The sequence below is a fragment of the Rhodococcus sp. Z13 genome (assembly GCF_025837095.1).
GTDB lineage: Bacteria > Actinomycetota > Actinomycetes > Mycobacteriales > Mycobacteriaceae > Rhodococcus > Rhodococcus sacchari.
Map to the genome: position 1 here is coordinate 968129 of NZ_CP107551.1, position 12925 is coordinate 981053.

The 12925-nt window shown below is 69.2% G+C and carries 14 protein-coding genes and 1 tRNA gene; 12 read left to right on the plus strand and 3 right to left on the minus strand.

All coding sequences use genetic code 11. The features are described 5' to 3' along the window. The first annotated feature begins 202 nt into the window (after positions 1-202). From sepX to OED52_RS04585, 4 genes are all read left to right on the plus strand, one after another. Positions 203-1018, plus strand: coding sequence for a divisome protein SepX/GlpR (sepX, locus tag OED52_RS04570; protein ID WP_264153502.1), 816 nt, complete (start codon positions 203-205; stop codon positions 1016-1018). Between the two features lie 158 nt (positions 1019-1176). Continuing rightward, positions 1177-1249, plus strand: a tRNA-Ala gene (locus tag OED52_RS04575). A gap of 102 nt (positions 1250-1351) precedes the next feature. Continuing rightward, positions 1352-1495: a hypothetical protein gene (locus OED52_RS04580; RefSeq protein ID WP_264153503.1), complete on the plus strand. Its 144-nt coding sequence runs from the start codon at positions 1352-1354 to the stop codon at positions 1493-1495. An 87-nt stretch (positions 1496-1582) separates the two neighbouring features. Next, the gene (locus tag OED52_RS04585; RefSeq protein ID WP_264153504.1) at positions 1583-2431 is read left to right on the plus strand and encodes an SDR family oxidoreductase; all 849 of its coding nucleotides are present in this window, start codon (positions 1583-1585) and stop codon (positions 2429-2431) included. Between the two features lie 63 nt (positions 2432-2494). Here the strand turns inward: OED52_RS04585 and OED52_RS04590 are convergent, their stop codons facing one another. Further along, on the minus strand, positions 2495-2962 hold the full coding sequence (locus OED52_RS04590) for a heme-binding beta-barrel domain-containing protein (RefSeq protein ID WP_264153505.1): 468 nt from the start codon (positions 2960-2962) through the stop codon (positions 2495-2497). Positions 2963-3071: 109 nt separating this feature from the next. Between OED52_RS04590 and arcA the strand changes: the two genes are divergently transcribed. Then, positions 3072-4283 (plus strand): arginine deiminase, encoded by a 1212-nt coding sequence (gene arcA / locus OED52_RS04595; protein WP_264153506.1) that lies wholly within the window; start codon positions 3072-3074, stop codon positions 4281-4283. Positions 4284-4311: 28 nt separating this feature from the next. On the opposite strand, the gene arsC is transcribed toward arcA, so the two are convergent. Beyond that, a complete protein-coding gene (gene arsC, locus OED52_RS04600) occupies positions 4312-4659 on the minus strand; it encodes an arsenate reductase (glutaredoxin) (protein ID WP_264153507.1) in 348 nt (115 codons plus the stop codon). A 149-nt stretch (positions 4660-4808) separates the two neighbouring features. Here arsC and mscL point away from each other — a divergent pair, with 149 nt between their 5' ends. The 5 genes from mscL (at position 4809) to OED52_RS04625 (ending at position 8717) form a co-directional block, all read left to right on the plus strand. Then, positions 4809-5252 (plus strand): large conductance mechanosensitive channel protein MscL, encoded by a 444-nt coding sequence (gene mscL / locus OED52_RS04605; RefSeq protein ID WP_264153508.1) that lies wholly within the window; start codon positions 4809-4811, stop codon positions 5250-5252. Positions 5253-5264: 12 nt separating this feature from the next. Continuing rightward, the gene (locus OED52_RS04610) at positions 5265-5627 is read left to right on the plus strand and encodes a GntR family transcriptional regulator (RefSeq protein ID WP_264153509.1); all 363 of its coding nucleotides are present in this window, start codon (positions 5265-5267) and stop codon (positions 5625-5627) included. Between the two features lie 133 nt (positions 5628-5760). Next, the gene (locus OED52_RS04615; RefSeq protein WP_264153510.1) at positions 5761-7362 is read left to right on the plus strand and encodes a BCCT family transporter; all 1602 of its coding nucleotides are present in this window, start codon (positions 5761-5763) and stop codon (positions 7360-7362) included. Continuing rightward, positions 7359-7841, plus strand: coding sequence for a hypothetical protein (locus OED52_RS04620; RefSeq protein ID WP_264153511.1), 483 nt, complete (start codon positions 7359-7361; stop codon positions 7839-7841). Before OED52_RS04615 ends, OED52_RS04620 begins: the two co-directional genes overlap by 4 nt. A gap of 87 nt (positions 7842-7928) precedes the next feature. Then, positions 7929-8717 (plus strand): T3SS (YopN, CesT) and YbjN peptide-binding chaperone 1, encoded by a 789-nt coding sequence (locus OED52_RS04625; RefSeq protein WP_264153512.1) that lies wholly within the window; start codon positions 7929-7931, stop codon positions 8715-8717. Positions 8718-8721: 4 nt separating this feature from the next. Here OED52_RS04625 and OED52_RS04630 read toward each other — a convergent pair whose 3' ends face one another. Then, positions 8722-10275, minus strand: a complete 1554-nt coding sequence (locus OED52_RS04630; RefSeq protein WP_264153513.1) for a dolichyl-phosphate-mannose--protein mannosyltransferase — start codon at positions 10273-10275, stop codon at positions 8722-8724. A gap of 23 nt (positions 10276-10298) precedes the next feature. On the opposite strand from OED52_RS04630, the gene rsmI reads away from it, so the two are divergent. Further along, positions 10299-11186, plus strand: a complete 888-nt coding sequence (gene rsmI, locus OED52_RS04635; protein WP_264153514.1) for a 16S rRNA (cytidine(1402)-2'-O)-methyltransferase — start codon at positions 10299-10301, stop codon at positions 11184-11186. A 137-nt stretch (positions 11187-11323) separates the two neighbouring features. Next, a complete protein-coding gene (locus OED52_RS04640; RefSeq protein WP_264153515.1) occupies positions 11324-12733 on the plus strand; it encodes an alanine/glycine:cation symporter family protein in 1410 nt (469 codons plus the stop codon). Positions 12734-12925: the final 192 nt, after the last annotated feature.

The following is a 12925-nucleotide window of genomic DNA, read 5'->3' on the forward strand; positions in this document are numbered from 1 at the left end:
ACTCGAGTAACAGTCCCCAGCGCAAGTGGGATTTGTGTGATTAGAGTGAAGAAAGTGTCAGTTGGTTTCGCGTGACTCGAGTGACTTCTGTGTCGTTTGAGTCGGCGTTTCTGAACGGGTAATTGCAGTGATGCCATTAGCCTGATGTAGGTCGGTGGCGTCGACGGGCTGGTAAGGCGACGACTGGGAGGAGGGCCGCCGGATGCCGAATTCGCTTCTGTGGATCGGGCTCGTTGCCGTGTGGCTGTTCGTTCTGGTGCCGATGCTGGTCACGAAGCGTCCTCGAATCCGGCAGACGACCGACGTCGCTCTCGCCACGAGAGTCCTGCGCCGCGGAGACGACGAGCCGATCACCCCTCGCGGGCCGGCCGCCGGGCACCGCAGCGATCCCCATTGGCGTCCGAGTCGCGACCGCACGCACCGCCATCCCGCGGAGGACCGCATGAACACTCAACTCGACGACACATCCGATCTCGATTCCGACGACACGGTCTCGTCCGGCGAGCCGGTGACCGCCGCAGCCGAGCGCGAGTTCGTGCCGCAGCGGCGGGGACGCGGTGGTTTCGACCCCCAGGCCGACGCCGCCGCCCGTGCCGCCCGCTACGAGTTCCGGCAGCGGACGGTCCTCGGCCTGCTGATCGCCGCCATCATGACGGGCGCGCTCGCGCTCATCGTCTCGCCGGCGATGTGGTGGCTGGCCGGTCTCGCGGGCGTCGCGCTCGTCGGCTACCTCTTCTATCTGCGCCGCCAGGTGCGGCTCGAGCAGGAGATCCGGCGGCGTCGTCTCGCGCGGTTGCAGCGCTCCCGTCACTCCGGCGCCCATGCAGACGAGGACCGTGCGGACGTCCCGGATCGGCTGCGTCGCCCCGGCGCGGTGGTGCTCGAGGTCGACGACGAGGACCCGGCCTTCGAACATCTCGACCGCTACGACGCCGACCTCGGTCACGGCCCCGACGTCCGGTCGCGGGGCTACGACGATCACGACGACTACGTGGTTCCCCGCGCCGCCGGGGAGTGATCTTCGACTCCGGAGAGGGGTCCGCATCGGCGGTGCGGGCCCCTCTTCTCGTCGTCCGGGCCCTGCGAAACGCCGTCCCATCTGCGCGGATACCCCGATTTCGTGATGCGGGACCCGGTTTGCTAGAGTTTGCTGGTCGGTTCCGCGAGGAACCGAATGGGGCTGTGGCGCAGTTGGTAGCGCGCTTCGTTCGCATCGAAGAGGTCAGGGGTTCGATTCCCCTCAGCTCCACCCCCTACGAAAGCCCCGCCTCAGGCGGGGCTTTCGTCGTTCCGCCGTCAATCCGTGGAAAGTCCCGAACGAACCCGGCAGACTTGTGTCATGGACCACAGGATGAGTGACGACGAACTTCGCCGCGCGATCCGAACGCTGCGCGAGCGTGCGGATCTGGCGCGTAACGAAGGACGCAACGACGACGCAGAGATGATCGAACGCACCATTCAGGAGTATCAGGAGGAGATGGCCCAGCGACTGTGAGTGTCCGATCCCGGTAACACCCATCCGCAGGGCGGTCCCGTGGCGCGCCGGACCCCTGCGCGTGGCCACGACCATTAGTGTGTCGCCATGGCGATCACTGACCTGCGCGGAACCAAATTCCTCGTCACGGGCGCGGCCAGCGGCATCGGCCGCGCCCTCGCCCTGTCCGCCGCCGACCGGGGAGCCCGGCTCGTCCTCACCGACCTGAAGGCCGACGCCCTCGCCGAGGTCGTCCGCCTCGTCGAGGAACGCGGCGGCACCGTGCTGCACGCCGCGGCTCTCGACATCGCCGACCACGACGCCGTCACCGCCTTCGCCGAGGACGTGCACGCCGAACACGGGTCGCTCGACATCGTCGCCAACGTCGCCGGGGTGTCGGTGTGGGGCACCGTCGACCGGCTGAAGCACGAGCACTGGAAGCTCATGGTCGACGTCAACCTCATGGGCCCCATCCACGTGATCGAGAACTTCGTCCCACCCATGATCGAGGCCGGCCGCGGCGGGCACATCGTCAACGTCTCCTCGGCCGCCGGTCTGCTGGCCCTGCCCTGGCACGCCGCCTACAGCGCGAGCAAGTTCGGTCTGCGCGGCGTCTCCGAGGTGCTGCGCTTCGACCTCAAGCGCGACGGCATCGGTGTGTCCCTCGTCGTGCCGGGCGCGGTGCGCACCCCGCTCGTCGACACGGTGCAGATAGTCGGCGTCGACCGCGACCGGCCCGAGGTCCGCAAGCTCACCGAACGGTTCGTGCGTCACGCGGCGAGCCCGGAGAAGGTGGCCGAACGCATCGTCACCGGCATCCTGAAGAACCGGTTCATGGTCTACACGTCCTTCGACACCCGGTTCGGCTACTGGTGGGCCCGCAAGTTCGCCCCGCCCTACAACCTCGTCATGCAGGCGGCCAACGACTACTTCCGGCGGGTCGTCGGCACGAAGTGACGATTCCGGTGGATCCGACCCCGCTTCCCGGGGTTCGATCCACCGAAGTCGGGTGGACCGAGGTCAGGCGGACGCGCGCCGCAGCTCGGCGTGCAGATGATGCGTCAGCGGGGTGTCCGCGTGCGCCATCCACAGGTCGTAGACCAGCACGTCGCCGTCCAGCTCGAAACGCCGCCGTACCTCGTGCACCGGCTTGGCGTCCGGCGACCGCTCGAGGACGTGGGTGGCGAAGTCGAGAACCCCACCCTCGGGGCGGGTCCGCTGGATCTCGACGAACCCGGTGGGCTGCGAGACGAGCAGCTCGACGTCGTCCCCGCAGCGCCTCAGGTAGCCGTTCTCCGTGTGCAGGGGGCGGCCCTCGGTGCGGTGCCGGGTGCGGCTGACGTACATGAGGAAGGGCTTGCCGGGCACGGTGGCGAACTCGATCGTCTCGTCGTACGAGAAGTCGTCGATGGTGGGGTAGTGGCCGTCGCCGCCCCCTGCCCAGCGTCCGGCGAACGGTGCCAGGCACCCGAGCGGGTCGTCGGTCATGGGATCCCTTCCGTGTGCTCTTCGTTGCGCATGTGTTCTTCGTTGCGTTGTCGCGGCAACTCGACGCGCCTGACCCGGATGGTGGGACGCTGCGCGATACCGTGAGCATATGAGTCATCACTGGGGTGTCGAGTCCGAAGTCGGTGAACTCCGCGCAGTGATGCTGCACCGGCCCGGCGCCGAACTCGAGCGCCTCACACCGCGCAACAACGACCAGCTGCTGTTCGACGCGCTGCCCTGGGTCGCACGGGCCCAGGAGGAACACGACGCCTTCGCCGAGCTGCTCCGTAGCCGCGGCGTGCAGGTCCACCTGCTGTCGGATCTGCTCACCGAGACACTCGAGGTCAGCGGCGCCGCCCGCGTGCAGAGCGTCTCGTCCGCCGTCGACGCACGCCGCCTCGGGTTCGCGCTCGCGGACGAGCTGGCCGGTCACCTGCGGTCGCTGCCCGCCCCCGAACTCGCCCGGATCCTCATTGCGGGCATGACCTTCGACGAACTGCCCGCCGTGGGGAGCGGCGCGGCTCCCTCGCTCGTGCGGCTGATGCACCACGGCTCGGATTTCGCGATCGACCCGCTGCCGAACCTGCTGTTCACCCGCGACTCGTCGTTCTGGATCGGCTCGCGCGTCGCGATCCCCACGCTGGCGCTGCCGGCGCGGCGCCGGGAGACGAGCCTGACCGACCTCATCTACGCCTTCCACCCGCAGTTCCTCAACGTGCGGCGCGCCTACGAGTCGCACACCGCGCCCGTCGAGGGCGGCGACGTGTTGCTGCTCGCTCCCGGTGTCGTCGCGGTGGGGGTGGGGGAGCGGACCAGCCCCGCCGGCGCGGAGGCACTGGCCCGCAGCGTCTTCGAGGACGGGCTCGCGCACACGGTGCTGGCGGTGCCGATCGCGCAGCAGCGGGCGTCGATGCACCTCGACACGGTGTGCACGATGGTCGACGTCGATGCGGTGGTGATGTACCCGGCGATCCGGGACAGCCTGCAGGCGTTCACCCTCCACCAGGAGGACGGCACGGTGCGGATCTCCGGGCCGCGCCCCTTCCTGGAGGCCGCCGCCGACGCGATGGGCATCGAGAAACTGCGGGTGATCGACACCGGGCTCGATTCCGTCGTCGCCGAACGGGAACAGTGGGACGACGGGAACAACACCCTCGCGGTCGCGCCCGGGGTGGTCGTCGCCTACGAACGCAACGTCGAGACGAACACCCGGCTCGAGGACTCGGGGATCGAGGTGCTGCGGATCGCCGGGTCGGAACTCGGTTCCGGCCGCGGCGGTCCGCGATGCATGTCGTGCCCGCTCGCGCGGGCGGCACTCTAGGCCCTCGGGGCCGTCATGCTCCGGGCCGTCAGAGGATCTCGCGTACCTTGTCGACGGGCCGGGCGAGCACGGTGCCCTTGTCGGTCACGACGAGCGGACGCTCGATGAGGATCGGATTCTCGACCATCGCCGCGAGCAGTTCGTCCTCCGACGCCTCGGCCAGATCCAGTTCCTTGTAGAGCGATTCCTTCTTCCGGATCGCCTGGCTGGGTGTGAGTCCCGCCGCATCGAGCAGCGCCCGAAGCTCGTCCGCGGAGGGCGGCGTCTCGAGATATTTGATGACGGTGGGTTCGATCCCGTTCTCCTTCAGCAACGCCAAAGTGTTGCGTGACGTGCTGCAGCGCGGGTTGTGATAGATCGTCGCCGTAGTTGCCATGGCCCGATTCTGCCCTGCCGCGACCCGCCCCCCGAGGTGGCGGCGCCCCGTGTTGCCGGAATTGTCTCTGTTGAAGGCGGTGCGGAGCATTATTACGATTCTCGGGCCCCGAAAATCCGAATTCCCTCGAGAAAAGGCACGGAGCGCTCATGCTCAAAGGTTTCAAGGACTTCCTGCTGCGCGGAAACGTGGTCGAGCTCGCGGTGGCCGTCGTGGTCGGCGCGGCGTTCACCGCCATCGTCACGGCGTTCACCGATCACATCGTCAATCCGCTCGTCGCGGTCGTCGGCGGGAACAACGAGTTGGGCTTCGGCTTCCGCCTGATCTCCTCGAACGACGCCACCTTCGTCAACCTCGGTGCGGTGATCTCGGCGGCGATCAACTTCTTCATCATCGCCGCGGTCGTGTACTTCGTGCTGATCGTGCCGGTCAACGCCGCCAAGGCCCGGTTCGCGCCGGAGAAGGAGCCGGAGGACGAGCCGCTGAGCGAGACCGATCTGCTCATCCAGATCCGCGACCTCCTCGAGAAGGGCTCCTACAACCACGCTCCGGCCGAAGCGCCGGATGCGCCTGTCAGCGCCTCCGAACGCTGATAACCTGCGAAGATGCTCGACATCACCATCGACCCGGACTCGCCCGTCCCGCCGTTCGAGCAGCTGCGGCGCCGGATCGTCGACCTCGTGCACGATGGTGAACTGATCGCGGGAACCAAGCTGCCCACCGTCCGGGGCCTCGCGGACACCCTCGGCATCGCTCCCAACACCGTCGCCAAGACGTACCGGGAACTGGAGAAGCTGGGAGTCCTCGAGGCCCACGGGCGGGCCGGGACGTTCGTCGCCGACACCGGCGACCCGACCCGCACCCGCGCCCAGCAGGCGACGAGCGCGTACGTCGGGGAGGTGCGGGCGCTGGGCATGTCGGACGACGAGATCCTCGAGTTCGTCGCCGCGGCGCTACGGGCCGGCTGAGGCGCCGTACGGGTATCACCTTCCTCACATCGCGGGGCCGATTCCGCAGGGCACACCGGTGTGCGGGTGATCCGACCCCGCTCGGTTCGCCGATTCGGCTCCGAGTGCGGTCGAAACTTGCAAGGTTTGACCCATGAATGTACCTGCCGATCGGCCCGGGGCCGGAACCGTTCCGGACACCGGTGCACCTGTGGTTCCCGAACCTCCGACCCCGGCCGCACAGACGGATCGCGTCGTCTTCGGTGTCGCCGCCGCGGCTGTCGCAGCGATCGTGGTGTGGGGACTGACGGCGACCGACAACTTCGGGTCGGTCACCGGCGCAATCCTCGAGTGGATCGTCGACGAACTCGGCTGGTTGTTCGTGATCACCGCCAGCGGATTCGTGTTCTTCGCGCTGTGGCTGGCCGTCAGCCGCTACGGCCGCATCCCGCTGGGCAAGGACGGCGAGCAGCCCGAGTTCCGGACCGTCAGCTGGATCTCGATGATGTTCGCGGCCGGTATGGGCATCGGCCTGATGTTCTTCGGTGTCGCCGAACCGCTGTCGCACTACGTCGACCCGCCACCCGGCACCAACGGCGGAACCGGTGTCGCCATGGCGACGTCGATGTTCCACTGGAGCCTGCATCCCTGGTCGATCTACGCCGTGGTCGGCCTGGCCATCGCGTACGGCACCTTCCGCAAGGGCCGCAGACAGCTGATCAGCTCCGCGTTCGTGCCCCTGCTCGGGCGGCGGTCGGAGGGCCCGCTCGGCAAGGCCATCGACATCCTCGCCCTGTTCGCCACTCTCTTCGGCACCGCCGCCTCCCTCGGCCTCGGCGCCCTGCAGATCGGCTCCGGATTCGAGGTCAACGGCTGGATCGAATCCGTCGGCGTGATGCTGCTCGTCGCGATCGTCGCCCTGCTCACCCTCGCGTTCATCGCCTCGGCGGTCACCGGCGTCGCGAAGGGCATCCAGTGGCTGTCGAACATCAACATGGTGCTCGCCGCGGCCCTCGCCCTGTTCGTCTTCGTGCTCGGCCCGACGGTGTTCATCCTCAACCTCGTGCCCACCACCCTCGGCGCGTACGCCGCGGAATTCGCCCGCATGTCGGCCCGCACCGCCGCGTCGAGCGAGGCCGCCGGTGAATGGCTGTCGAGCTGGACGATCTTCTACTGGGCGTGGTGGGTGTCGTGGGCGCCCTTCGTCGGCATGTTCCTCGCTCGCATCAGCCGCGGCCGCACCATCCGCGAATTCGTCGTCGGGGTGATCCTCGTGCCGAGCATGGTCAGCCTCGTCTGGTTCTCCACCTTCGGCGGCGCCGGCATCGGCCAGCAGATCGACGGACTCGACGTCGCCGACGCCGACAGCGTCGAGGGCCAGCTGTTCGGTGTGCTCGGCCACCTGCCGCTCACCGGCATCGCCACGACCGTCGCGATGCTGCTCATCGCCATCTTCTTCGTCTCCGGCGCCGACTCCGCGTCCATGGTGATGGGCACCCTCAGCCAGCGCGGCACCCTCGCACCCCGGCGCGCGGTGGTCGTGTTCTGGGGTGCACTCACCGGCGGGGTCGCGGCGCTGCTGCTGTGGAGCGGCGGCGCGGAGGCACTGAACGCTCTGCAGACCATGACGATCATCGCCGCGGCGCCTTTCGTCGTCGTCATGATCGGGCTGTGCGTGTCGTTGTACCGGGATCTGCAGCGCGACCCGATGATCACCGGTGGCCGGCGGAAACGGACCCTGCGCCGCGTCGCATGAGCGACGGCACCGGATTCCTCCGGGAACTCCTCGTGGCCACCGCGGCCGGGTCCGTGTCGGCTATCGGCACGGACCCGGCCGTGCTGGGAATCGGCACGGACCCGGCCGTGCTGGGAATCGGCACGGACCCGGCCGTGCGGCGGGCCGCCGACCTGCTGCCGGGCCGGGTGAAGGTCGCGGAGTCGCCGGCGCGGGCCCGTGCACGGTTCGGCGGGCGGGAGGCGTTCGGCTGCATCTACACCGTGGCCGTGCCCGAGTTCCACACCGACCCCGGTGAGGTGGCCGCCCTCGTCCCGCTGCTCGCCCCGGACGCCGCACTGTGGGTGTTCGACGAGGCCGGGCCGGGGGAGGACATCGGGGCCCTGTCGATGAGGGTGAGCACGGTCCTCGCGCGCGGCGGTTTCGTGATCGTGGACATGCTCGAACACGGGTCGTGGGTCGCGGTGTGGGCGGCCGCCGCAGGTCGGGATCACGGCTGACGACGCGCCCCGCGTGCCTGCGGAGAGTTGTCGTCCGCCGCGAGTACGGTGTCGCCTGCCCGCAGTTGCTCTTCGAGGGGAGTGTGCGTGACCGATACCGACGGATTCGACGAGATGCTCGATCGCGACTGGACCCGCTACGCGTCCCGGCTCGTGCGGCACCTCACGACCCTCACCGCGCCGGGCGGGTTCGAACTGCTCGCCGAGACCCCCACCGGCCCCGAACCCCGCATCCACGTGCAGCGGAACGCCGGCGACGACGTCACCGTCACCGTCGCCGGGACCGGATCGGTCACCCGCACCACCGGCGAGGCCGACGACCTCGCCCGGCACATCGTGTCCGTGCTCCGCACCGACGCCTCGGTGCCGCATCCGGCCTTCCTGCAGGCCGTGCCCCCGTTCCCCCTCGGTGGTCTGCGCGAGCGCGTCAGCGACACCCTCGCCCGCACCCTGGGCCGGCCCGCGCCAGTCGACGCCGACGGCGACTTCGTCGTGGTCCTCGACGCGCAGGTGATCTTCGTGGTGGTCGACGCCGACGGGCCCGGGGTGCGGCTGTGGGCCCCGCTGCTGCACGGCATCCCGGAGACCGGGGAGTCGGAGGATCCGGAGGTACGCGTGCGAGTCCTCGAGGAACTCACCGAACTCAACCTCGAATGGCCGCACATCAAGGTGGTCCTCGTCGAGGACCGGCTGGTCGCGACCGTCGACATGCTCGGCGATCCCTTCGTCCCGCGGCACCTGTCGGAGATGCTCGACAGGCTCCGCGGATTCCTCGGGGCGGTCGACGACCGGTTCGCCCGCCGTTTCGACGGGGTGCGCTACGGCTGCGACTCCGAATCCGAGGCCGACACCCACTGGGCCGACGACCAGAACTGACGGCTCAACGCCAGCTCGGCAGCCACAGCTGGCTGTGCCAGCGCTCCACCGAGATGGGCAGCGCCGTAAGGATCGGCCACAGCCACACGAAGTTCGCCACCACCAGACCCACGTACAGGCACACCACGAGCAGACCCGTCGTCCGGCGTTCCCGCGACGCGGCCGGGGAGCCGAGGACGTCGCCGAGCACCAGCGCGAGACCCATGACCAGGAAGGGTGCGAGCGGCACCGCGTAGAAGTAGTACATCTGCCGGTCGAGCGTCGCGAACCAGGGCAGCAGACCGGCGCCGTACCCGGTGAGCACCGCCGCCCACCGCCAGTCGCGGCGGACGAACGCCTGCCACAGACCCCACAGCAGCACCGGCAGCGACACCCACCACAGCGCCGGGGTCCCGACCAGCATGACGGCCTTGACGCACTGCTCGGCGCCGCAGCCCTTGATCTGTTCGCCCTCGGCGAAGTAGTAGAGCATCGGGCGCAGCCCCATCGGCCACGTCCACGGCTTCGATTCCCAGGGATGCTGGTTGCCTGCGGAGTTGGTGAGCCCCGAGTGGAACTCGAGCACGCTGGCGCTGTAGTACCAGAGCGACCGCAGTGCGTCGGGCACGAAACCGAGCGTGCTGTCGTGCCCGATGCGGGTGCCGACCGCGTGGCGGTAGACGCCGGTCTCGCTGGCGAACCACGCCCAGTAGGTCGACAGATAGACGGCCACCGGGATCACGACCAGCGCGTACAGGGCCGGCCCGATGTCGCGCAGCGCCGTGCCGATCCACGGTCGCTGCACCCCGTAGGCGCGGCGCGCCGCGAGGTCGAAGGCGACGGACATCAGTCCGAAGAAGGCGATGAAGTACAGGCCCGACCACTTGGTACCCAGTGCCAGGCCCAGCAGCACACCGGCCCCGAAGCGCCACCAGCGCACCCCGAAGCGCGGCCCCCACACGCTGTCGAGCACCCGGCCCTCGGCGTGCACCCGCGCCATCCGGGCCCGCACGTCGTCGCGGTCGACGATCAGGCAGCCGAACGCGCCGACGACGAAGACCGCCTGGAAGATGTCGAGCATGCCGAGACGGGACGACACGAAGGTCACCCCGTCGACGACCAGCAGCAGACCCGCGATCGCGCCGAGCATCGTCGACCGGGTCAGCCGCCGTGCGATGCGCACGACGAGCAGCACCAGCACGACCCCGGCCACCGCGGCGGAGAACCGCCAGCCCCATGCGTTGTAACCGAACAGGGCCTCACCGAGCGCGATCAACTGTTTCCCGACCGGCGGGTGGACGACGAGCCCGTATCCGGGGTTGTCCTCGATCCCACCGCCGGTGAGCACCTGCCAGCCCTGCGGGGCGTAGTGCTTCTCGTCGAAGACGGGCGTGCGCGCGTCGGTGGGGTAGTTGAGCATCGTGAACCGCGTGATCGCGGCGAGCGCCGTGACGAACAGGGTCACGATCCACCCGCGCGTCCGGTCGCCCGGAAGCGCCTCGGGCACCGGCGCGAGCGGACCCGGGCTGAGAAGGCGGCGGTCCGGGGCCTCGGAAGGGCTGCGGTCCGTCACGGTCACCTCCCGATCGTAGGCTGAGCCGTATGCAGGCAGCGAAACCGGTACAGGGCGCGAATCCGGAACAGGGCCGGCTCGTGCTGGCGGCGACCCCGATGGGCGACATCGGCGACGCCTCGGCGAGGCTGCGTGAGGCGCTGGCCACCGCCGACGTGATCGCTGCGGAGGACACCCGCCGCACCCGCAATCTCGCCGCCGCCCTGGACGTCACCCTCACCGGCCGCGTCGTCAGCTTCTACGACCAGGTCGAGGTGTCGCGACTGCCGGGGCTCGTCGCCGAGGTCGAACAGGGACGTACCGTGCTGCTCGTCACCGACGCCGGGATGCCCTCGGTGAGCGACCCCGGCTACCGGCTCGTCGCGGCGTGCGTCGACGCGGGTCTGCCCGTGACCTGCCTGCCGGGCCCGTCCGCGGTCACCACGGCCCTCGCGCTGTCGGGGCTGCCGGTCGAGCGGTTCTGCTTCGACGGTTTCCCGCCCCGCAAGCCCGGCCAGCGCCGCGCGTGGCTCGAGACCCTCGTGCGCGAACCCCGCGCGGTGGTCTTCTTCGAGGCTCCGCACCGGCTCGCGGCGTGCCTGGCCGACGCGGTGGAGGTGCTCGGGGGCGAGCGCCGCGCCGCGGTGTGCCGGGAATTGACCAAGACCTACGAGGAGGTGCGCCGCGGCACCCTCGCCGAACTGGCCGACTGGGCCGTCGAGGGGGCGCGCGGGGAGATCACCGTCGTCCTCGAGGGGGCCACCGCGGTGGCCACCGACCCCGTCGATCTCGTCGAGGAGGTCGAGCGGCTCGTCGAGGAGGGGACACGGCTGAAGGACGCCTGCGCGCAGGTCGCCGAGTCGGCGTCGCGGACGTCCGGGGCGGCGGTGTCGAAACGGGAACTGTACGACGCGGTGCTCGAGGCACGTCGCGCCTGATTCGTTCCGATTGCGTTTCCCGTCGGCGGTTCGTGTGACCCTCGGTGCCAGAGAGGGCCTACACTCTCCCGGCACACATGTTGCCGACGCGATCAGAGCGGGACGCCGGTGGCACGCGATCGAGCGGAAGGACGCGTATGGACTCGGTGAACGATTTCCTCGTCGAGGTCGCAGGGGTGGTGTGGGGGCCCTACCTCCTCATCCCGCTGCTGCTGGGAACCGGTCTGGTCCTCACCGTCCGGCTGCGCGGACTGCAGTTCCGCAAGCTGGGCCCTGCGCTGCGGCTGGGCCTGATCCAACGTCACGACGAAGGTGCCACCGAAGGTGACATCTCGCAGTACCAGGCGCTGACCACTGCGCTGGCCGCGACCGTCGGCGTGGGCAACATCGCCGGTGTCGCCACCGCCATCTACTTCGGTGGTCCGGGCGCACTGTTCTGGATGTGGGTCACCGGCCTGGTCGGTATGGCCAGCAAGTACTCCGAGGCCTTCCTCGGCGTGAAGTACCGCACCACCGACGCCAAGGGTGAACAGAGCGGCGGTCCGCAGTACTACCTGGCCCGCGCGATCCCCAACAAGCTGGGTCTGGTGCTGAGCCTGCTGTTCGCGGTGTTCGCGGTCCTCGCCAGCTTCGGTATCGGCAACATGACGCAGGCGAACACGGTCGCCACCCAGCTCGACGACACCTTCGGCGTGCCGACCTGGGTCAGCGGCGCGATCATGACGGTCCTCGCCGCCGCGGTGCTGCTCGGCGGCATCAAGTCCATCGGCAAGGTCACTGCCGGTTTCGTGCCCGCCATGATCCTGCTCTACGTGGGCGCCGGCATCATCGTCCTCGCCGTCAACATCACCGAGATCCCGAGCGCGTTCGCGCTGGTGTTCACCGACGCGTTCACCGGCACCGCCGCGACCGGCGGCTTCATCGGCTCGGTGTTCATGATCGCCCTGCGCTACGGCGTGGCGCGCGGCATCTTCTCCAACGAGTCGGGCATGGGTAGCGCGGCCATCGCCGCGGCGGCCGCCCAGACCTCGCACCCGGTCCGTCAGGGCCTGGTGTCGATGACGCAGACCTTCATCGACACGATCGTCGTGGTGACCTTCACGGGTCTGGTCATCATCTCCACGGGAGCCTGGGAGTCGGGGGAGAAGGGCGCGGCGATGACGTCGGCGGCCTTCGCCGACGGCCTCGGCGGCGACTGGGGTCACTGGATCGTCGCCGTCTCGGTGGTCTTCTTCGCCTTCTCGACCATCCTCGGCTGGTCCTACTACGGCGAGCGGTGCATCGAGCGGCTCGTGGGCCGCGGCGGCGTGGTGCCCTACCGCGCGGTGTTCGTGGTGGTCGTGTTCATCGGTGCCACCACCCAGCTCGAGGTGGTCTGGAACTTCTCCGACGTGATGAACGGGCTCATGGCCCTGCCGAACCTCATCGGTCTGCTGGTGCTGTCGGGTCTGATCGCCCGGGAGACGAAGGCCTATCTGGACCGCGATCCGGATCTGACGAACCCGGCCGCGGTGAAGGACGGCTGGGGTTCCGAACCGGTCAAGTAACCGGGTCCCGAGACGACGAAGGGCTCCCGATTCGGGAGCCCGGAGGAGATGGCGAGGCGTTCCTTCACGCCGATGTGGGACTACCCCTCGTTAGCCCCTGATCGACGTGAAGGCCCCCGCCTCACGCTGCAAGGTTGTGCCCCTTGCGTGGTCTCCACTTTTCCCCACCACGGGTGGGACGGAAAACGGCGT